This window comes from Marinobacter sp. (genome assembly GCF_041690455.1).
Taxonomy (GTDB): Bacteria; Pseudomonadota; Gammaproteobacteria; order Pseudomonadales; family Oleiphilaceae; genus Marinobacter.
Map to the genome: position 1 here is coordinate 1 of NZ_JAWLHI010000027.1, position 20,448 is coordinate 20,448.

Consider the following 20,448-nt stretch of genomic DNA (forward strand, 5'->3'; position numbering starts at 1 on the left):
CTGCTGAGTGAAACCGAAGATCTGCAGACTCCGCTGACCCGGCGGCTTGCCAGCCTGGTCAGATCCATTTCCCTGGCGATCCTTGTCATCGCGGTGCTGATCTTCCTTGTCGGGATGTGGCGGGACAACTCACTGCTTGATAGTGCGCTTGCCGCCATTACGCTTGCCGTTGCTTCCATTCCCGAAGGTCTTCCCGCGGTTATCACCATCGCATCGGCCATCGGTGTACAGCGGATGGCGCGTCGCCGTGCCATTGTCCGTCACCTTCCCGCTGTCGAAACCCTGGGCAGTACCACTGTCATCTGTACCGACAAGACCGGCACCCTGACTCGCAACGAAATGACCGTCGAGGCATTGTGGACGCCGGATATGGAAGTTGAGGTAACCGGTATCGGCTACGCGCCCGAAGGCGAGCTGCGCGCCGGGGATCAGGCGTTGTCTCCGATGCCGGAGCAGATTCACGACTTGCTGTTGGCGGGTTTACTTTGTAACGACGCGGAGCTGGAGTGCAAGGACGGGCGCTGGCGAATCGTTGGCGACCCCACCGAGGGGGCTCTGGTCGTCGCCGCCGGCAAGGCGGAGCTCGATGAAGACTCGACGCGGGCCGCTTTCTCCCGCAAGGACGAGATTCCGTTCAGTTCGGAGAATCAGTTCATGGCGACCCTGCACGATTCCGGCGATGGCTCCGACATGGTGTGTGTGAAAGGCGCGCCGGAGGTGATCGCCGAGATGTGCCCGGTGTTCGCCGGAGGCCGGCCAATGGCCATGGAGCTTGTGCACGAAGCCGTGGAGGCGCTGGCTGCACGAGGTATGCGTGTGCTGGCAGTTGCCATGGCAAAGCCCTCCGCCGGCAAGGTGGATCTGGAGTCCAACGGCTGGCAAGGCGAGCTTTGTTTCCTTGGTCTGGTCGGCATGTCGGATCCGCCCCGGGATGAAGCCATTCACGCCGTCAGGACCTGTCAGCAGGCGGGCGTTGTGGTCAAGATGGTCACCGGCGATCACGCGGAGACTGCCCGGGCCATCGGCCAGAGCATCGGTTTGCTGGAGACCGGCGGCGAGGGTGCGCAGGTGGTGACGGGAGTGCAGATCGAGGCGGCAACTGATGCCGAACTGCTTGAGCTGGTGCACTCCACCAATGTTTTCGCGCGTGTGGCGCCCGAGCATAAACTGCGGCTGGTCAAGGCGCTCCAGGCCTCGGGGCAGGTTGTCGCCATGACCGGTGATGGTGTCAATGATGCGCCGGCACTGAAGCGGGCAGAGATCGGGGTCGCCATGGGAATCAATGGCACGGCGGTTGCCAGGGAGGCCAGCGACATTGTGCTGGCGGATGACAATTTCGCCTCCATCAGCGCCGCAGTAGAGGAAGGACGACGGGTCTACGACAACCTCTCCAAGTCCCTCGCGTTCGTGCTACCCACCAGTCTCGGTCAGGCAATGATCATCCTGGTCGCGGTACTCTTCTTCCCCGTTACCGACGGCCATCTTCTGATGCCGATCGAGCCGGTGCAGATTCTCTGGGTGAACCTGGTCGTTGCCATTGCACTTGCGCTGCCATTGGCCCTGGAGGCCAGGGAGCCGGGCTTGATGAAGCGACCGCCGCGGCCGCCGAAGGAGCCTTTGCTGAGTCGGTTCCTGGTGGTTCGTACCTTTCTGGTCGGCGCCCTGATGACGGGTGGGGCGGCGGGGCTTTTCCTGCTGGAGTACACCGCCGATCTTTCCGAAGGGGGTGCGGTTGATGTCGCCCGGGGTAAGGCGCAGACCATGGCGGTAACGACCATCATCCTGTTCCAGATGCTGTATCTGCTGAACTGCCGCTCACTCACCCAGACGTTCTGGCGGGTCGGCCTGTTCAGTAATCTCTGGGTGTATCTCGGTATTGGGGTGACCCTGGTGCTGCAGCTGGCCTTCGTCTATCTGGAACCTCTCAATCAGCTATTCCATACCCGGCCGCTGGAGGCAGCCGACTGGTTGATGTCCGCCGGTGTGGCGTTTGCGGGGTTCCTGATTATCCTGCTGGAGAAATGGCTGTGGCGGCAGAATGGCGGCGGGGGGGCAAGTTGAAAATGGGGTCAGATGAAGGTCTTCATCAGACCCCTGGGGCTTGGGCCTGACTCCGGGGCGATGGTCTGGAATGGGGTCAGATGAAAGTGTTCATCAGACCCCTGAGCAAAGACTGGCCTCAGGGTGGCGACCTGCAATGGGGTCTGATGAAAACCTTCATCTGACCCCGTCTTGCATATTCCCCCACATTCGCCGACCCTGCGGCTTTCACGTATAATCACCCGCTTTTCCAGCCCCAGGGGCGAGCAACACATCGACGTTCGGGAGTTTTCAATCATGAGTCAGGCCGGTGAGCATGGCACCCTGTTTGTGATTTCTGCCCCCTCGGGTGCGGGCAAGACCAGCCTTGTGGCAGAAATGCTGAAAAATGATGCGAAGCTCGGCGTGTCGATCTCCCACACCACCCGCCCCATGCGGGAAGGGGAGCAGGATGGGGTGAACTACCACTTCGTCAGCCGGGATGAGTTCGAGGCCATGATCGCCCGGGGAGATTTCCTGGAGCATGCCGATGTCTTCGGCAATTACTATGGCACCTCTCAGGTCTGGGTGCGTGAGACCCTGGCCCGGGGCGAGGACGTAATTCTCGAAATCGACTGGCAAGGGGCCGAGCAGGTGCGCCGGCTCATTCCCGAATGCGTCAGCATCTTCATTGTTCCTCCCTCGGCCGAGGTGCTGCGGGAGCGCCTGACCGGACGCGGCACTGACGCCCCGGACGTTGTCGAACGCCGGCTCAGGGAAGCCACCGAAGAGTGCTCCCATGCCCTGGAGTTCGATTACCTGGTGGTGAACGACGATTTTCAGGTGGCACTGGCGGATCTGCTGGCGATTGTCCGCAGCCAGCGCCTGCGCATGCAGGTCCAGCAGGTCAGGCACAGGGATCTGCTGGCAGGACTGTCTGGCAAGGCCTGATACGCGGTTTTCCTGTATACAAATTGAGCCGGTAGCAGTAAACTACGCGGTCTGCTGAAACAGTCATTTTATTTGTCGGGGAAGTTATGGCACGAGTTACCGTTGAAGATTGTCTGGAAAACGTTGATAACCGCTTCCAGCTGGTGATGCTGGCTACCAAGCGTGCCCGCCAGATTGCGACCAAGGGCTTTGAGCCGATGGTTCCGGAAGAGAACGATAAGCCGACGGTCATTGCGTTGCGTGAAATTGCCGAGGGCAAGGTGACCCGAGATCTTCTGAAAGAAGAAGACGAGGATTGATCACTGCGCAGGATATTTACCTATGCGCAAGTGAGAAGCATTGAAATCTGTCCCCGCGGTTTTATAGTGTATCTATAGAACGTTGCTGGAAGGACCAGGAAGGACCCGGATGCGTGCATTCGGGTTTTTTTGTCCCTGAAATTTGAAAAGTGTGGAGGCGCGGTGTCGGCAGAGCCTACGGTTGAAGGTCTGGCGGGAGAGCTCAGTACCTATCTGGATACCAATCGCATCAATCAGGTGCGACGGGCCTACTATTACGCCGAACAGGCTCACGAAGGGCAGATGCGTAAGAGCGGGGACCGCTACATTACCCACCCCCTGGCGGTTGCCCGCATCCTCGCCGAGCTGAAGCTCGACCACCAGAGCCTGATGGCGGCCATGCTCCACGACGTCATTGAAGACACCGGTATTCCCAAGGACGCCCTGGCCGAGCAGTTTGGCGAGGACGTGGCGGAACTGGTGGATGGCGTCAGCAAGCTGACCCAGATTGAATTCCGCTCCCGGGCCGAAGCCCAGGCGGAGAACTTCCAGAAAATGACCCTGGCCATGGCCCGGGACATCCGCGTGATTCTGGTAAAGCTGGCGGACCGGCTGCACAACATGCGCACCCTCGGGCCCATGCCTTACGAGAAACGCCAGCGCATCGCCACCGAGACCCTCGATATCTATGCCCCGATTGCCAATCGCCTGGGCATGCACTCCATCTGCACCGAGCTTGAGGATCTGGGCTTCTCGTCCCTGTATCCGATGCGCGCCAAATATATCTCCAAGGCGGTGAACAAGCTGCGGGGCAGTCACCGGGAAATCATCGAGGAAATCCGCGGCAGGCTGCAGGAAAAGCTGGAGGAAAGGGGATTGCCGGGCCGCATCCTCGGCCGCGAGAAGCACCTGAACAGCATCTACAACAAGATGAAGTTCAAGCATAAATCCTTCCATGAAATCATGGATGTGTACGCTTTCCGGATCATCACCGACACCGAGGACGACTGCTACCGCATCCTTGGGGCGGTGCACAGTCTGTACAAGCCGCTGCCCGGTCGTTTCAAGGACTACATTGCCATGCCCAAGGCCAATGGCTACCAGTCCCTGCACACCACCCTGTTCGGCATGCACGTGAACATCGAGATCCAGATCCGCACCGAGGAGATGGAGCACATCGCCAACAACGGTATTGCGGCCCACTGGATGTACAAGAACGAGCCGTCCAATGTCACCAGCGTCAACCAGGCCAGGGTAGACCGCTGGGTCAAGGGGCTGATGGAAATGCGCGAACGTGCCGATGACTCCCTGGAATTTATCGAGCACGTGAAGGTGGACCTGTTCCCTGACGAAATCTACGTGTTCACCCCCAAAGGCCGGATCATGGAGCTGCCCAGCGGCGCCACGCCAGTGGATTTTGCCTACGCCATCCATACCGACATCGGCAACGCCGCGGTGGCATGCCGGATCAACCGCAATCTCGGTTCCCTGAGCCAGCCGCTGCAAAGTGGGCAGACGGTGGAGATCATCACTGCGCCGGGCGCGCGGCCGAACCCCGCCTGGCTCAGCTTCGTGGTCACCGGCAAGGCCCGCAGCAGTATCCGCCATGTCCTCAAGACCCAGAAACGGGCGGAATCCCTGGAACTTGGTCGCACCCTATTGAAGAAGTCACTCAAGGGATTTGGCACCAAACTCGCCGACATCAGCGACGGCCAGAAGCAGGTAGTGGTCAATCACAACCAGGTGAACAGTTTTGATGATCTGATCAGTGACATCGGCCTCGGTAACCGTATGGCCTACCTGGTGGCGCGACAGCTGGTCAACGGAGCCGAAGGTGCAGAGAGTGCCACAGTTGAAGCCGGGCGGCCGGCAGATCGAAGCCCGGTGACTATCCGCGGTACCGAAGGGTTGCTGGTGAAGTTCGCCAGCTGCTGCAAGCCGATCCCGGGGGATCCGGTGGTTGGTGTCATGGATTCCGGCAATGGCATGGTGATTCACTCCGACACCTGTTCCCGCCTGCCGGAAGACGACGAGGGCAGGGCACGCCTGACCCACCTCAAGTGGGCCAAGGATATTACCGATGAATTCTCGGTCGAACTCCGGGTGGAGCTGGAGCGCCAACGGGGCGTCATCGCGGAGCTGGCCAATGCGGTGGCCATGGCAGATGGCAACATCGAGCGCATCAACGTGGAGGACCAGAATGCCAAGTTCGGAATCGTCAGCCTGGTGGTTCACGTCAACGGCCGCCGCCACCTGGCACGGGTGATGCGCCGGATCCGCAACATCCGCGCGGTGACGCACATCAACCGGGTTCGCCACTAGGATCGACCAAAGGCCGGTTGACAGCTGCGGCCGTCAGCGGCGAGCATTGGCGTTTTGGAAGAGAGGAATTCTGAGATCATGACCAACAAATCCGTAATCCAGACCGAAAATGCTCCCCAGGCGATTGGCACCTATTCGCAGGCGGTCAAGGCAGGGGACACTGTCTACCTTTCCGGTCAGATTCCGCTGGATCCGGAAACCATGGAAGTGGTTCCGGGGGATTTCTCCGCCAAGACCCGTCAGGTATTCGAGAACCTCAAGGCTGTCTGTGAGGCTGCCGGCGGTGAGCTCAAGGATATCGTCAAGCTCAATATCTACATGACGGATCTGGCCAATTTCGCCACCGTTAACGAGATCATGGCGACTTACTTCCAGGAACCGTATCCCGCCCGTGCCGCCGTTGGCGTAGCGGCACTGCCGAAGGGTGTGCCCGTCGAAATGGAAGCGGTGATGGTGCTCAGCTGAGGCTGTCAATCATCTCCCGGTACCCCGCCCGAAAGTCGGGGTACCGGAACGTAAACCCGCTCTCCAATAACCTCCTGTTACTGCATCGCTTGCTCCCGGCCCGACCTCCCTTGCGGGCATCCGTCTGAGGCGGTTTGCAGGCAACCTGCTCACGGACCCAGTCGACTACTTCGTCCAGTCGCACCGGCTCGCAATCACTGGCGATGTACACCGGTTCCAGTGTCTTTCCCGCCAGAGCCCTATCCACCAGATGAACGACCACCCGTGCAGCGTCCACTTCGTGGATCCGGTTACTGAACGGAGCTGGTGATTGGGGATTCATCCGCCCTTCGAGAACCTCCTCGAGGAAGCGCTGGCGACTGGGCCCATAGATCCCGCTAAAGCGCACGATGGTAGCCGGGTGGATGCTCTCGAGCGCGATCTGTTCGCCGGCGATGATCTGCTGGCCGCTGAATCGTGCCGGGGCGGTCTCGCTGGTTTCATCCACCCAGCCGTCATCATCCTGGGCGTAAACGCTGGTGCTGCTGACGAAGATCAGGCGCTTCAGCGGATGATTCCCGATCGCGTCAAGCAGGTTGGCCAGCCCGGTGACATAGGCGTTCCGGTAGCCGTCTTCGTCGTAGCTGGAGGGGGTGAGACAATAGATGACCACGTCCAGCCCGGCGGGAAGGGCGCCCACCAGTGTTTCCGGGCGGGTCAGGTCGGCACTGATACCGGTTACTCCTTTGGGTACCTTGCTTGCGTCCCGGCGCAGACCGAAGACCTTGGCATTGTCGAGCAAGGCACTGGCAATACTGCCACCGAGTTTCCCGCAGCCGGCGACCAGGATCCGTGGCAGATGCCCGTTTTCAGTGTTTGCCATAGACAATTTCAATCCTTATGCTTGACCTCATAAATAAGTGAAACTTCGACCCGTACCTATCTGACCGGAGCTCACCATGACTCTTACCGAGTTACGATACGTCGTTACCCTCGCCCGCGAAAGGCATTTTGGCCGGGCTGCGGAGCGATGTCATGTCAGCCAGCCGACGCTCAGTGTTGCCGTGAAGAAGCTCGAGGACGAGTTGGGTATCCCCCTGTTCGAGCGGAGCAAAAGCAGTATCCGCGTGACAGAAACCGGTCAGCGCATCATCGAGCAGGCCCAGCGGGTCCTGGATCAGGTGAATGTGATCAAGGACATGGCCCAGGACGGGAAAAACCAGCTGAACTCACCGCTGAAGGTCGGTGCCATCTACACCATCGGCCCCTACCTGTTCCCGCATCTGTTACCGGAGTTGCGCCGGGCGGCACCGGACATGCCCTTGTATATCGAGGAGAACTACACCGCCAATCTGCGCCAGAAGCTGCGGCAGTCGGACCTGGACGCGATCATCATTGCGCTGCCGTTCGAAGAGCCGGAAGTTCTGACGCTGCCACTGTATGACGAGCCTTTCGTGGTGCTGCTCCCGGCCGGTCATCCGCTGGCCAAAAAGGAACAGCTCACCGCCGAGGAGCTGGCCAAGGAACAGCTCTTGCTGCTGGGCCCGGGGCACTGTTTCCGGGACCAAGTGCTGGAATCCTGCCCGCCCATGGTGGAGGCGATCACCAAGCGGGTGGACAACGGCTCTCCCTCGCTGGTGACCGAGGGCAGCTCCCTGGAAACCATTCGCCACATGGTGGCCTCCGGGCTCGGGGTTACTGTGTTGCCCCTCTCCGCGGCTACGGCCATGCAGTATCACGAAGACATCCTGGCCGTCCGGCCGTTTGCCCCTCCGGTGCCATTCCGGACAGTGGCTTTGGCCTGGAGGGTAACCTTCCCGAGGCCCAAGGCAATTGATGTGCTGTCCCTGGCGGCCAGTCAGTGCCGGGTGGTGGAGAAAGCGAAAACGGATAATCCGGCCGTCGCCGAATCCGCCTGAGCCCCACATGACGGCACTGGACGACATCCCCGTCACTCAGCTCAAGGGCGTTGGAAACGCCCTGGCGGAGAAGCTCGCCAAGCTGGGGATAGAATCCCTGCAGGACCTGCTATTTCACCTGCCTCACCGCTATGAAGATCGGACCCGGGTGATCCCCATGGGCAACCTCCGCATCGGAGATGTGGCCGTGGTGGAGGGTGAGGTGATGAAGGCGGATCTGGTCTTGGGCCGGCGCCGAAGCCTTCAGGTCACGCTCAGGGACAGCAGCGGCTTCCTGGTCATGCGCTTTTTCCACTTCAACGCCGCCCAGAAAAACCAGCTGGCCGAGGGCGCCCGGGTGCGCTGCTTCGGGGAAGTCAGGCCGGGCCGTGCCGGCTACGAGTTCTATCATCCGGAATACCAGGTGAATCCACCGCCCATGCCACTGGAAGGCCAGGCAACCCTGACCCCGGTGTATCCGCTTACTGAGGGCATCCAGCAGCCCAGGGTGAGAAATCTCTGTCAGCAGGCTCTGACATACCTGGACCGGTTTCCGATCCGGGACTGGCTGCCAGCAGGGCTGCTGGCGGATTACCAGTTACCGGGCATCACCGAGGCGGTGAGGCTGGTCCATGCACCACCGGCGAACGCCCCAGTGCATCTGTTGATGGAGGGCAAGCATCCGGCGCAGCAGCGCCTGGTGATGGAAGAATTGCTGGCGCACCAGCTCAGCCTGCTGCAGGTGCGCGAACAGATCCAGACCCGGGAAGCACTGCCGCTTCTGCCAACCGGTGATCTAGCCGCACGCTTTCTCGACAGCCTCCCGTTTGCCCTTACCGGCGCCCAGAAACATGTCGTGAGTGATATCCGTCAGGACCTGAGCCAGCCTATCCCGATGCTCAGGCTGGTCCAGGGTGACGTAGGCTCCGGGAAGACGGTGGTGGCGGCCCTGGCGGCCCTGCAGGCAATCGGTGCCGGCGCCCAGGTGGCGTTGATGGCACCCACCGAGATACTGGCCGAGCAGCATTACCAGAATTTCCGCGCCTGGCTGGAGCCCCTGGGTATCCGGCTGGCCTGGCTCTCCGGGAAGGTCAAGGGCAGGGCCAGGCAGGAAGCGCTCGATGCTGTGAGCTCCGGGGACGCCCCGGTGGTAATCGGTACCCATGCGCTGTTCCAGGAAGACGTCCGGTTCGACCGGCTGGCACTGGTGATTGTCGACGAGCAGCACCGGTTCGGCGTTCATCAGCGCCTGGCGTTACGGGAAAAGGGCGTGGGTGGTTCCCTCGCACCCCATCAACTGATCATGACGGCAACTCCGATTCCCCGTACTCTCGCCATGAGTGCCTATGCTGATCTCGATACCTCGGTGATCGATGAATTGCCTCCGGGGCGCAAACCCATTGAAACTATTGTGATTCCCGACAGCCGGCGCGATGATGTGATTGAGCGGGTGCGCAACGCCTGCCGGGATGGCCGCCAGGCCTACTGGGTCTGCACCCTGATTGAGGAATCCGAAGCGCTGCAATGCCAGGCGGCGGAAGTGACGGCACAGGAACTTTCCGAGCGGCTCCCGGGGTTGCAGGTCGGCCTGGTTCACGGTCGGCTGAAAGCCCGGGAGAAAGCCGAGGTGATGGAGCGCTTCAAGGCCGGTGAGTTGGATCTGCTGGTGGCAACCACGGTGATTGAAGTGGGGGTGGATGTGCCCAATGCCTCGCTCATCATCATCGAGAACCCCGAACGCCTCGGCCTGGCACAGCTGCATCAGCTACGGGGCCGGGTCGGGCGTGGTGAGCAGGCCAGTTTTTGTGTGTTGCTCTACCACCCGCCGCTGTCGTCCAATGGCAAGGCACGGCTGCAGGCGCTCCGGGACAGCCAGGATGGCTTCGTAATCGCAGAGAAGGATCTTGAAATCCGTGGCCCCGGGGAGGTCCTGGGCACGCGGCAAACGGGCATGATGCAATTCCGGCTTGCGGATTTTGAAAGGGACAAGGGCTGGATCGAGCCGGTCAGGGAGATGGCTCCTTCGCTGATGAAGCACCCTGACGTTGTCAATGGACTGATTCGCCGCTGGCTGGGCGAACGAATACGCTATGGCGACGTCTGAACCAGGGAGATCTTTATGGAACTACCCCTCGCGGTGCGGCAGGCTCTTGGAGATTCTGCCCAACGCGTGTCACTGACGACTGTCCGCCAGGCCGATTCGCTGTCGGCATTGAGGATGCTGTTGCTCAGTGATGAACAGGGCAGCCTGCAGGTCATCTGTCGCAAGCATGATCTGATCGACCTTGAGCAGCTTAACCAGCAACTTGGTCGTGACTTCCGGCTTATGGAGCTTCCGGAACAGCGGCGTATTGTGGAGCGGACCGGGCTTTCCGAGCTGCCTGCGTTGCCGTCCCTGACCGAACTTCCGACGGTCGTGGATTTCCGGGTCCGGGACCTGGAGACAGTTGTACTGGAACTGGCCGGAGATAACCTGGCCATTGTGATGTCCGCCAGTGACTTCCGTCCCCTGGCGGAAGCAGCCTGGCATTGTTCCTTTGCAGTCGATCCTGCCCTGATTCCTGCGCCCGGCAAAAAGTCTTCCGTTGGCACGGAGCAGTTCCACTCCAGCATCAAAAAGTTTACTGCCCTGAGAATCCAGCAGCGCCTGGAGGACACCCTCGAGTTGCCCCCGATGCCGGAAACCGCGCAGCGTATTGTGCACCTGCGGGTGGACCCCAATGCCGTGATGGGAGACCTGGTGGATGTTGTCGAGAGTGATCCAAGCCTGGCGGCCCAGGTGGTGAGCTGGGCTTCCTCCTCGTTCTATGGTGCGGCCGGCCACGTCCGGTCAGTCCATGACGCGGTTTCGCGGGTGCTGGGGTTTGACCTGGTAATGAACCTGGCCATGGGCCTGTCCATGGGGCGGGGACTCAAGCAGTCCACCGATGGCTCCGAAAATTACACAAGCTATTGGCGGCGGGCCCTCTGGCAGGCGCAGTCAGCTGGCATCCTGGCCAGCATGATGCCACGGGGCACACGCCCCACCTTTGGTCTGGCCTATCTGGCCGGCCTGCTGCACAACTTCGGAGAACTCGCGCTGGCCCAGATTTTCCCGCCCCATCACCGACTGGTCTCCAGGGCCCAGGAAGTGAACCCGCACTTCGATCCTGCGGTGATCGAACACTACCTGCTGGGCATCAGCCGGAATGATATCGCAGCCCGGCTGATGGAGAGCTGGGGGATGCCGGAGGAGGTGATTCTGGCGATCCGGCACCAGAACGATCCTTTCTACCAGGGGGCAAATCAGGTTTACCCGAGACTGCTCTGGCTCTGCCAACAGCATCTGGCGGCGCTGGGGGTAACCGGCAGGGTCGCCGAGGAGGTTCCGGAGGCTTTCTACGACGAGCTGAGTCTGCAACCGGATCGTGTTATCAGGCAGTTCGAGGAGTTGTTGAAGGGCAAAGACAGTATTCTTGCCGTGACCGGGAACGCGGATACACCACCGCCCGGCTTGTGACCACCAAAAAAGCCGGCCCAATGGCCGGCAAGCTCACCCGCTTTTTGCAGAGTCGTCCTAACTTATCAGGAGAAAACAACGTAGGGCGTTACCGTCGCAGATTTTGGCACCACCCTGCTTTCAATTTAGATCAGGAAGACAAAAAGAAAAGTCAACAGGTCGGAGGGAAAAGGAGTGAGTCTTGCCTCAGTTTAACGGGATTTTCGAAGCTATTGATTTACTTTGCTAAAGTTTCAGGTTTTCCGCTTTTCCAGTTACAAATTGTTACAAAAATGAGGTCGGACCAGTTGCGGGCTCTGCTGGCTAGTCGAACTGGTGATGACGGATAGCGGTTGCCGCCCGGCGGATTTCGTCGGCATGGGTTTCTTCGACTTCGAAGCGCTCTTTATCCATCTTTTCGACAAACCGGGTTTCAGTCGCCTGCCGGGCCCGGTGCGTGGGCATGTGTTCCAGTTTCTCGTGGACTGTCTGGAAAACCCGGAATGGGGCTTCCTCCAGCAGTTGCGGTGCCACATGGTCCAACAGCCCCTTGATACGCAGACAGGCCTCGGAGTATTCGATCTGATCTTCCTCAACGGCCATGGCAATCACCCGGATACTGCCGATCATGTCCTCACGGCGTTTTGTCTGGAACTCCTCGGCTTTCTGCTGGCGTCGGCGGCCCTCGGCGAGCAGCCTCGTCTGTTTGCGGATAAACCAGAGCAGACAGGCTATGGCAGCCAGGCCGGCAATAATCAGGGTCCACTGCAGCCAAAGGGGCATGACATCTCCTTTCTCGATCAGGCGGAATGACGTTGCTTTCCGGAACGCCAGACTCTGACAGTTACTGACTGACCATTCAATACGGAAGTTCCGGACAGCTGGTCTACCTGGTTGTCTTCCAGCACGTCATTGATCGATGCACCGGCATGGGCGCTTGCCACCGAGAGGCCTGTGCCCTGACGGTCATGGCCCCAACCATGGGGTATGGACGCCACCCCCGGCATGATGTCCTGGGTAATCTCCACCGGCAGCACAATGGCCTGACCGGCGCCCTGGACCTCGGCCGATTCCCCGGCCTGAAGGCCAAGGCGAACGGCATCGTCCGGGTGCAGCATCAGTGTGCACCGTTCCTTGCCTTTGACCAGCCGGCGACTGTTGTGCATCCAGGAGTTGTTGCTGCGCACGTGCCGGCGGCCGATCAGGCAAAGCTGATCATCCGGCTCGGACACCAGGTGCTTGTGAAGGCGGCCGAGATCCTGGAGATAGCGGCGGGGCGCAAGGTGGATGAGTCCATCCCGGGTGAACAGCCGGTCCGGCAGGGATGGCTGGAGCGGACCCAGATCCACGCCGTGGGGGTTGTCCCTGAGTGCCGACAGGGACAGGCCCTTGGGCAGGGCGTTCCACTGCCGGTTAACCGGGCTTAGCCGTGCCAGACCCCGAAGCGGGTGACGCTCGGGCAGAATATCCAGCACCAGATCAACCGCGGGCTGGAGGAATTTCCTGGCCGGACCGGTATCGGCGCCGTAAGGGCCGGAACGCAGCAACAGATCCAGGATCGGATCCGGACCGATCTGTTTGAAGGCGCGCCAGCCCAGCTCGGATCGCAGTGGCAGCCGGCCACCCTTGCGCTGCTGCTCCAGCCGATGCGCCAGTTCCAGGAGGATCTGCCAGTCGTGCTTCGCATCTTCCCGGGGCTCAAACAGGGCGTCGCTGTATTTGGCGTAATTGCGCACCGCAAACATGCTGAAGATCAGGTCGTAATGACTGCGCTCCAGCGCGGCGGTGGGCGGCAGGATGACATCGGCATGGCGGGTGGTTTCGTTCAGGTAATAGTCCACCGAGACCATGAAATCGAGTTTCTCTAATCCCTGCTCGAGCCTTCGGCCGTTGGGGCTGGACAGTACCGGGTTACCGGCGACCGTCACAAAGGCCCGGATCTGGCCATCACCCGGGGTAAGGATCTCATCCGCCATGGTGCTGGCAGGATACTCGCCGGCAAACTCGGGAAGATCCCGGACCCGGCTTCGGCGCTTGTCGAAATGCCCGTTCTGGCCGCTCATGGCCCCCAGTGCCACCAGATCAATGGCCGGCTGGGTGAACAGTACTCCGCCCACCGAGTCGAGCTTTCCGGTCAGGATGTTCAGGCAGTAGGCCAGCCATGTCGCGAGGCCGCCGAAGGCCTGGGTGCTGGTGCCCATCCTCGAATACAGGGCCGCTTTGCGGGTGGAAGCGAGTTGGCGGGCCAGGTCACGGATGGTCTCGGCTTCGATGCCCGTGTGGCCGCTCACCGCTTCCGGCGTGTAGGGGACGGCAGCCAGCTGCAGCAACTCGAGATCCTTGACGAGACGTTCCGCCGGACCCGGATCCACCAGGTTCTCCTCGAACAGGGTATTCACCATGGCCATCAGCAGCAGGGCATCGTTGCCCGGGCGGATGAAGTGAAACTCATCAGCCAGTTTGGCGGTTTCCGTGCGCCGGGGGTCGATCACCACCAGTTTGCCGCCCCGCTGCTTCAGGGCCTTAAGCCGGCCCCGGACATCCGGCACCGCCATCAGGCTGCCATTCGAGGCCATGGGATTGGCGCCGATACAGATGAACAGGTCGGTATTATCGATATCCGGAATGGGGAACAGTATCTGGTGCCCGAACATTTCCAGGCTGGCGAGCATGTGTGGCAGCTGGTCATTGGAGGTGGCGGAAAACCGGTTCTGGCTGCCTATGGCACGGAGGAACGGCATGGTCGCCACCAGCGAGCCATGATTATGGACATTGGGATTGCCCAGGTAGACCCCGATGCTGTTGCGGCCGTGTGCCTTACGGGTCTGGTGCAGGCGCCGGGCGACCAGATCAAAGGCTTCGTCCCAGCCGATCTTCTGCCAGCCGCTTGCGGTCTTGCGCATGGGCTGACGCAGCCGTTCCGGGTCCTCATGGAGATCCTGCAAGGCAACGGCCTTCGGGCAGATATGGCCCTTGCTCAGGGGATCGTTCTCATCGCCCTTGATGGAGGCAATGCGGCCGTCCTTCACCTCGATGGCCACGCCGCACATGGCTTCGCAGAGGTGGCAGGTGCGGTAATGGGTGCCGTTGTCCATGGAATCTCCCGGGGATTATTGTTCTGGCAGCAGGTTTCGTTGTGCAACCAGATTAGCAGGTTTGGCGGGGGAGGGGAAAAGTCAGGAGGGGACAAGGGGAAGAAAAAAAGGCCAGTCCGGAGACTGGCCTGAAGCGGAGACATTTCGTTTTATTGCTGGGCCGGGATCTCCTTTATGGGATTGGAGATGAAGTTGAGGTAGACGCCTTGCTCTGGGATGAACAACGGGATTCTGACCGCTCCGGAGGACTCCGTTTCACCACTCAAGAGATCCTCGCAGGCGGTCGTGTCACCGGTCAGTAGTCCTCCAAGGCAGCTCGCAAAATCGACCGCTCCTCCAAGAATCGCGTTGTCTGTGGTAACCAGAACGTCCAATTCCGGGATATTGGTGTTGCGTTGCTCGATCTGCATCCGGCCGTCATCGAAGAAGGTAATGGGGCCCTCAAGCTCCAGGGGGAATGGGTAGCTGTAGAGGTTATGGCGAAGAGTTCCTTCCAGGGGCACCGTCAGGTCCGGCGCATCCAGGGTAAGGTCCGCGGTGGTCATGAAAGTTGGACGACCGTCTGGCCCCTCAACGATCACACCTTCCACCAGGCCAAGTGGATTGTCCTCGGTAGGCTCACCATAAGTCATCCGGAGAATCTGGGGGCCAGTCCGCTGCTCGCCAAGGCCATCAAGGAAAACGCTGGCATTGGTGGTCATCAATAATGTCGGGTAGAGCAGGACCCTTACCCCGATTGTCTCACCTGCGTCATTTTTGGCCGGACCGATGACCTCCGTGTCGAGGCCATAAGTCTGGTAGATGAACTTGTTTTTCGGACAGGAATCGGTTGCTTCACATCCCACGGCAGCACCCGCAGGAGCCCCAAGAACCGTGGCGGTCTTATCGGTAACCAACAGCTTGGAAGCGTTTGCTGATGGTTTGAAACCATCCTGGTCGTCGGGCTCATGTGCGAATGGCTCGGGACAGTTGGTTCCCCCAAGAGTGCCACAGTCCACTTCATAGTTGGAATTGGTGTCCCGGACAGGCAGGTTCCGGAGGGGTGTAAAGACGCTCGACACAGAAGTGGCGCCGGTAAAATAGATCTCCATGTCCGGGCCGCCGTATTCTATGTTGCCATCCCGGTCGGCGTCTTGGCCCATGAGCAGGTCTGTATCCAGTGGAAATCCCTCGTCTGAGCAGATGTAGTTCCCGCTTGTGCAGTCACCGTTGGCAGCCGAGCGCAGGGTATATCGGTAGGTTTCCCCTTCGCTCCAGGGCATGTCCGGATAAAAGCGGACCCGTTGGTTGTTCAGTTCAAGCCGGCCGGGGACTGCGGTTTCGGTACCAACTTCGGTCGGCGATGCCGGATCAGCAATCTTTTCAACCACGAAGGTTTGACTGTTGATTGTTGACAGATCCATCGATTGGGAGAACTTGATAACAATTGGACGATCTTCCGGTAGCGCAGTGACCGGAAGCTGGTCTCTTTCCAGCGTCTCGGACAGCTCCACAGGAGCATTGTCCACACACGTTCCATGGCTGCCCTCTGCAAGGTCAAGATTCTCAGTTACGCAGGGAAAACCAGGGTACGTCGTAAGTGCAAACGGCGATCGAACCGTGACCTCAGAACCTTGGGCAAGTTCGGGCAGTGAGAACGTCAGCGACTGATCCATGGCAGGGTTGCCGGCAAGGTCGGTCAGCGCATTGCTGATATTGAGTGAGTAGTCCACCCCATGCTCCAGTCCACCGACCGGATTGACGACCACGGCAGTGCCATCGACGAAGGCTTCAAGGGTGCCGTCCGCGATGGTGAGTGCCGTACCGCTACCATCATCGAGAGTCAGGCCGGAAACGACAGTATCGGGGTCAATGGGTTCGTCGAAGTTGAGAACGACCGGATCCCCCGGACGCTGCATCGACTGACGGGTTTCGGGAATGGCATCGTCCGGTCCCGGCATCCAGCTCACCAGTTGAGGTGGAGTAGTGTCCATCTCACGCAAGGTTTCGGCATCGAGAGCCGAGTCCACGTCGGTTGCTGCCTCGAGGTGGAAGGCGATGGTGGAGTCGGTGTATTCCTGTCCGAGCAAGTTGGGCTCGACCATGCCGATGGCGTCGATTGTCAGCACCCCATTTTCAACCAAGGCGATACCACGCAGTTCGACACCCATCAGGTCCTGGGATAGTGACGCGTTCGGCTGCGCTTCTTCCGTGTTCATGGATACATCCATGAACAGGGTGATATGACGGGGGGCGTTCAGGTCATCGGTGTAGGGGTTGGGACTCATGTAGCCACTGGCATCGGAGATCATGGTGACCTTGATATCACCCGTGGTCTGCAAGGGGCCAGTTGGTTCTCCGTCCCTTGTTGCTACAGTTACCGGCACTTCCCCTCCGATCAGCACATCCAGGCTGGTGCTTTTGAGCACACTGCCCTTGGCGATTCGGAGAGGTATGGCCTCATCGGCTTCAAAGGAGGGTGCATAGGCGAGCTCCGCAAACAGGTCACCGGTTTGCTGGGACGGGCCTGCTTTCCCCTGGAGTACCGAGTTCAGAGTGACGCCATTGATGGGCTGGCCGTTCATGACCGACTTGATCGCGTTGTCTTCATCCAGGCCGGCTGCCAGACCGGAGTCAATGGCGCTCTGCTGCAGCACCACGGTTGGTCCGGTATCCCGGGGCGTGAACGTGAATTCATTGCTGAAACGCTCTCCCTCGGGCCCGTTGGTCAAACTGGCCAGGTTCTCAAGCTTCAAGGTATAAGTCTGACCGCTTTCCAGGATGTCCTGCTTGCCGCCGCATTCGAGGGGATCATCGGTGACGCAGGGGTCAACCGTGATCCGGTTGCCTTTTACCAGAACCGTTGCCGGTACAGCCTGGCCTTCCGGATCGAGTAGTTCGATGGTACCCCCAAGGGCCCGCCAGTCTGGATGGACCGGCTGTGTCAGTGCCAGGCGGAAGGTGGAGAAGTTCATGGCCTGGAACGGGCTGTTACTGGCTGGCACTTGCCAGGCTACGTCGAACTGACCGGATGTGTTGGCTAGATCCGCGATACCGGAGAAGGACCCACGGGTGTCGAACTGGATGCCGGGTTCGCCGACGGCATTGGGCGTTGATATGGAACGACCGCCTTCGGCACCGAGGGGCTCACTGAAACTGACAGAGTAGGGCGCTCCCGCCGGCAACTCACCGTCGATGACCAGTTTCAGGCTTTTCCCTCCGTCGATTTTTTCCACGGAAACGGGGATCTCCGTCTCCCCGGAGGTCAGTTTGATCTTGCTGGCGAGGTCGTCAGTTTCATCGGTGACTGCATGAGAGAAACGCAGTACCAGATCGGTTTTCGGGCTAACCGACTTCTGGCCATCCATGGGGTAGGAGTACACCATGGACCCAGGAGTGGTGGTTGGTTTCATCGCCTGCTCCTCACCCCCACAGGCGGCCAGGAAAATGGCGGGGACGAGTGCCAGTGTCTTGTTGTACTTCATGACTGAACCTCTCCTCAGAACTTCAGGGTGATGGAACCGCTGACCACGTGGACATCGCCATCGGCGGTCACGTCGGTCTCGTTGCCGTCATAGTCCACCAGGGTGAAATCACGCTCCTGCAGCTGCTGGTACTGGTAGCCCAGGTCCAGTCGGACCGGGTAGGCCAGCAGGCGGGTACGATCGTAGGTGGCGCTGATGCCGAGGCCGATCACGATCTTGTCGGTGTCGAGGTAGTTGATCTCGGGGTTGCGGGTGGACTTGAGGGGGGACTCCTCATAGGCCACCCCGCCGCGCAGGGCGAAGTTCTTGTGGAACTGATACTCACCGCCGATACGCGGAATCAGGATGTCGTCAAACTCGATCCGGCTGGCCGCTGCCACCGAACCCTGGTCCTTGATGCTGTCGGCGGCGAATTCCTCCTCCAGCTCGGACCAGTTCTGCTGCTCGATGCTGCCACCAATTCGCCAGTTCTCGCCCTGGTACTGGGTGCCGATACCGACGGTTTCCGGCTGGAAGGAATCGATGGTGGACACCGCAAGGCTCAGACCCGGCTCCGGAATGGTCTGGGTGACGATGATGTTGGAATCAATGGTGGTCGATGCAGAGGACTTTGTCCGGTAGATAAGCGCGGATTCCCAGCCATCCAGGAAACAGTCGCTTTCGGGGCAGAAGGTGCTGCCCAGGTCGATATTCGTACCCAGGATGGTCTTCATGGCCGGCTCGGCGTTGACCGAGAGCCTTTCCCGGCTGGTTTCGCCACCCAGAGTGGAAACGGCATCCAGGTTGGCAGTCGCATCCAGAGTCACCCGAACCGATGCCCCGGCGGAGATGCCGCGCCAGATTGGTGTGGCGCCCCCGATGTTCAGGAACAACGGCTCCTTGCCATATTGGAGGAATTGGCCGGTTTCGGTGGTTTCAGAGCTGAACGCCAGCATTTCCTTTCCGTATTTTTCCACGCCGGCAATGAAACCGAGATAAATCGGATGATCAAAACGGGTCAGGGAACCCAGGTTCGTCTTCATGCCGATCAGCACGTGCTGGCTCGGGGAGTTGGAGAGCACATCGCCGTCCGCGTTGGGGTTGGCGGAACGCAGCTCCTGTTCTGCGTGCAGAATACCTGCGGTCAGTTCGCCGCGAGTGTCCTTGGTGAGGTACGCCGGGTTGTAATAGGTGGCGGACACCTGGTCATTGAACATGGACAGGGACTGGGCGGTGGCAACGTCAACCGGCATCACACCGTAGGTGGTGCCGAGGTTGCCCATGCTGGCAGTGGCGGACAGTGAAACACCTGCGGAGACCGCAGCAACTGCAAGGGACATGGCCCGTACTGAAAACCGGGGGGTGGTTACCATTGATACACTCCGTTATCTCGTTGTTTTTGTCCGTGCGCCGGTGCTTCCTGAAGGTGGCGCCACGTTGGTTCAGGATTGCAGTGTATGTGGCTTGTCTTTTCGGGACTTTGGCTTTTTTGACACAGATCAATGTCTGTAGAACCACGTATGTTAAGCGTCAGGTTTAAAAATAACCTGAATACATGGCTTTATCAGGATTTGGAGTGTTTGTTTTTGTAGTCTGATGTTTCTGGGCGGGAACGAAAAAGGCTCCTCATGGAGGAGCCTTGGAGGGTGTAAAGAAATTCGACTCTTATATTACTCAGACGCTTTTTTTCTGCGTGCGAGTCCCAAGCCAACCAGGCCCAGGCCCAAAAGTGCAAGGGTACCGGGTTCCGGAACGGTTACTGTGCCACCGTTAAACTCGGTGACGTGGCTCAGTTCCAGCTCTTCAAGCTTGTGGGTTCCGAAATAATCCTCCAGATCGAAAACCCCCCAGAAAAGGCTGGCCACATTCTGGAACAGTATTGATGTTTGAGCATCCTTGACCAAATACCAGCCGGGCCCGCTAGCCAGTTCAAACGCAATGATGGAGGTCTCACCGTCAACGACAGTGAAGCTGGTATCTTCGGTTTTATTGGTCAAAGTGACGTCAAATCCGAGAGCTCCGGATACCCAATCAGTTTCAGCCTGCTCGCCACTGAGAACCCCGGTTCCATCGACGTAAATGTCAAGGTCACCGACATCTGTGGCACCGTCGCCGATGTAGTACCCGAATGCGGTTCCGCTCATGCCAAACGCAACCGCGGCCGCTGTGCCTATGAACAGTTTTTTCATCCTCATGTTCGAATCTCCTTCTCCTTATTGGTGGTGTTGTACCACCCTTTCCCTCGAGCGCTTTACGTTTTCGAGATGTCTGCTATTTCAGAAGCAAGCGTAGTGCCATGTTCATAGTTGTATGAAAAGTTGAGATTTTTCTTTGGGGCAGGAAGCCTTTCGAGCATTTTTCGTAAAAAATACTGACAGATGAGGCGGTAGGGGATAGTGAGGAATGGACTGAAAGGAGTGGTGGGCCCAGCTGGACTCGAACCAGCGACCAAGGGATTATGAGTCCCCTGCTCTAACCAACTGAGCTATAGGCCCGAACAGAATTGCTTTCTGGAGAGAT

At 59.5% G+C, this 20,448-nt stretch carries 13 protein-coding genes, 1 tRNA gene and 1 pseudogene; 8 read left to right on the plus strand and 7 right to left on the minus strand.

Going from position 1 to position 20,448, the window contains the following annotated elements; genetic code table 11:
• The 5 genes from ACESMW_RS08315 to ACESMW_RS08335 form a co-directional block, all read left to right on the plus strand.
• Positions 1-2,061: cation-translocating P-type ATPase (locus ACESMW_RS08315; RefSeq protein ID WP_372986581.1), on the plus strand; the 2,061-nt coding region annotated here is incomplete at its 5' end.
• Between the two features lie 276 nt (positions 2,062-2,337).
• Positions 2,338-2,970 carry a guanylate kinase gene (gene gmk / locus ACESMW_RS08320; protein ID WP_372986582.1) on the plus strand — a complete coding sequence of 211 codons (633 nt, stop codon included), beginning with the start codon at positions 2,338-2,340 and terminating at the stop codon, positions 2,968-2,970.
• Between the two features lie 86 nt (positions 2,971-3,056).
• Positions 3,057-3,269 carry a DNA-directed RNA polymerase subunit omega gene (rpoZ, locus tag ACESMW_RS08325; protein WP_091997338.1) on the plus strand — a complete coding sequence of 71 codons (213 nt, stop codon included), beginning with the start codon at positions 3,057-3,059 and terminating at the stop codon, positions 3,267-3,269.
• A 162-nt stretch (positions 3,270-3,431) separates the two neighbouring features.
• The gene (locus ACESMW_RS08330) at positions 3,432-5,570 is read left to right on the plus strand and encodes a RelA/SpoT family protein (RefSeq protein ID WP_372986583.1); all 2,139 of its coding nucleotides are present in this window, start codon (positions 3,432-3,434) and stop codon (positions 5,568-5,570) included.
• A 78-nt stretch (positions 5,571-5,648) separates the two neighbouring features.
• On the plus strand, positions 5,649-6,035 hold the full coding sequence (locus tag ACESMW_RS08335) for a RidA family protein (protein WP_091997337.1): 387 nt from the start codon (positions 5,649-5,651) through the stop codon (positions 6,033-6,035).
• Here ACESMW_RS08335 and ACESMW_RS08340 read toward each other — a convergent pair.
• Positions 6,028-6,897 (minus strand): NAD-dependent epimerase/dehydratase family protein, encoded by an 870-nt coding sequence (locus ACESMW_RS08340; protein ID WP_372986584.1) that lies wholly within the window; start codon positions 6,895-6,897, stop codon positions 6,028-6,030. The genes ACESMW_RS08335 and ACESMW_RS08340 overlap by 8 nt on opposite strands.
• Before the next feature lie 76 nt (positions 6,898-6,973).
• Between ACESMW_RS08340 and ACESMW_RS08345 the strand changes: the two genes are divergently transcribed.
• Genes ACESMW_RS08345 through ACESMW_RS08355 form a run of 3 tightly spaced genes read left to right on the plus strand, consistent with a single transcriptional unit; the run spans position 6,974 to position 11,411 of the window.
• A complete protein-coding gene (locus ACESMW_RS08345) occupies positions 6,974-7,933 on the plus strand; it encodes a hydrogen peroxide-inducible genes activator (RefSeq protein WP_343814533.1) in 960 nt (319 codons plus the stop codon).
• 7 nt (positions 7,934-7,940) lie between these two features.
• Entirely contained in the window at positions 7,941-10,016 is a 2,076-nt protein-coding gene (gene recG, locus ACESMW_RS08350; RefSeq protein WP_372986585.1) for an ATP-dependent DNA helicase RecG, read from the plus strand.
• Positions 10,017-10,031: 15 nt separating this feature from the next.
• Complete coding sequence (locus ACESMW_RS08355; protein ID WP_372986586.1) at positions 10,032-11,411, plus strand: aminoacyl-tRNA deacylase and HDOD domain-containing protein; 1,380 nt, start codon at positions 10,032-10,034, stop codon at positions 11,409-11,411.
• 303 nt (positions 11,412-11,714) lie between these two features.
• Here ACESMW_RS08355 and ACESMW_RS08360 read toward each other — a convergent pair whose 3' ends face one another.
• From ACESMW_RS08360 to ACESMW_RS08385, 6 genes and pseudogenes are all read right to left on the minus strand, one after another.
• Entirely contained in the window at positions 11,715-12,173 is a 459-nt protein-coding gene (locus ACESMW_RS08360; RefSeq protein ID WP_372986587.1) for a DUF2489 domain-containing protein, read from the minus strand.
• A gap of 17 nt (positions 12,174-12,190) precedes the next feature.
• Complete coding sequence (locus ACESMW_RS08365) at positions 12,191-14,485, minus strand: molybdopterin-dependent oxidoreductase (RefSeq protein WP_372986588.1); 2,295 nt, start codon at positions 14,483-14,485, stop codon at positions 12,191-12,193.
• Positions 14,486-14,634: 149 nt separating this feature from the next.
• Positions 14,635-17,949, minus strand: coding sequence for an Ig-like domain-containing protein (locus ACESMW_RS08370; RefSeq protein WP_372986589.1), 3,315 nt, complete (start codon positions 17,947-17,949; stop codon positions 14,635-14,637).
• A gap of 14 nt (positions 17,950-17,963) precedes the next feature.
• Positions 17,964-19,301, minus strand: coding sequence for an alkane uptake protein AupA (aupA, locus tag ACESMW_RS08375; RefSeq protein ID WP_372986590.1), 1,338 nt, complete (start codon positions 19,299-19,301; stop codon positions 17,964-17,966).
• A 297-nt stretch (positions 19,302-19,598) separates the two neighbouring features.
• A pseudogene (locus tag ACESMW_RS08380) lies at positions 19,599-19,688 on the minus strand (PEP-CTERM sorting domain-containing protein); the annotation flags it as partial.
• 658 nt (positions 19,689-20,346) lie between these two features.
• Positions 20,347-20,423, minus strand: a tRNA-Ile gene (locus tag ACESMW_RS08385).
• Positions 20,424-20,448 lie beyond the last annotated feature (25 nt).

Coding starts and splice junctions, on each gene's coding strand:
- gmk (WP_372986582.1), top strand. CDS start 2,338: ATGAGTCAGGCCGGTGAGCATGGCACCCTGTTTGTGATTTCTGCCCCC.
- rpoZ (WP_091997338.1), top strand. CDS start 3,057: ATGGCACGAGTTACCGTTGAAGATTGTCTGGAAAACGTTGATAACCGC.
- ACESMW_RS08335 (WP_091997337.1), top strand. CDS start 5,649: ATGACCAACAAATCCGTAATCCAGACCGAAAATGCTCCCCAGGCGATT.
- ACESMW_RS08340 (WP_372986584.1), bottom strand. CDS start 6,897: ATGGCAAACACTGAAAACGGGCATCTGCCACGGATCCTGGTCGCCGGC.
- ACESMW_RS08345 (WP_343814533.1), top strand. CDS start 6,974: ATGACTCTTACCGAGTTACGATACGTCGTTACCCTCGCCCGCGAAAGG.
- recG (WP_372986585.1), top strand. CDS start 7,941: ATGACGGCACTGGACGACATCCCCGTCACTCAGCTCAAGGGCGTTGGA.
- ACESMW_RS08355 (WP_372986586.1), top strand. CDS start 10,032: ATGGAACTACCCCTCGCGGTGCGGCAGGCTCTTGGAGATTCTGCCCAA.
- ACESMW_RS08360 (WP_372986587.1), bottom strand. CDS start 12,173: ATGCCCCTTTGGCTGCAGTGGACCCTGATTATTGCCGGCCTGGCTGCC.
- ACESMW_RS08365 (WP_372986588.1), bottom strand. CDS start 14,485: ATGGACAACGGCACCCATTACCGCACCTGCCACCTCTGCGAAGCCATG.
- ACESMW_RS08370 (WP_372986589.1), bottom strand. CDS start 17,949: ATGAAGTACAACAAGACACTGGCACTCGTCCCCGCCATTTTCCTGGCC.
- aupA (WP_372986590.1), bottom strand. CDS start 19,301: ATGGTAACCACCCCCCGGTTTTCAGTACGGGCCATGTCCCTTGCAGTT.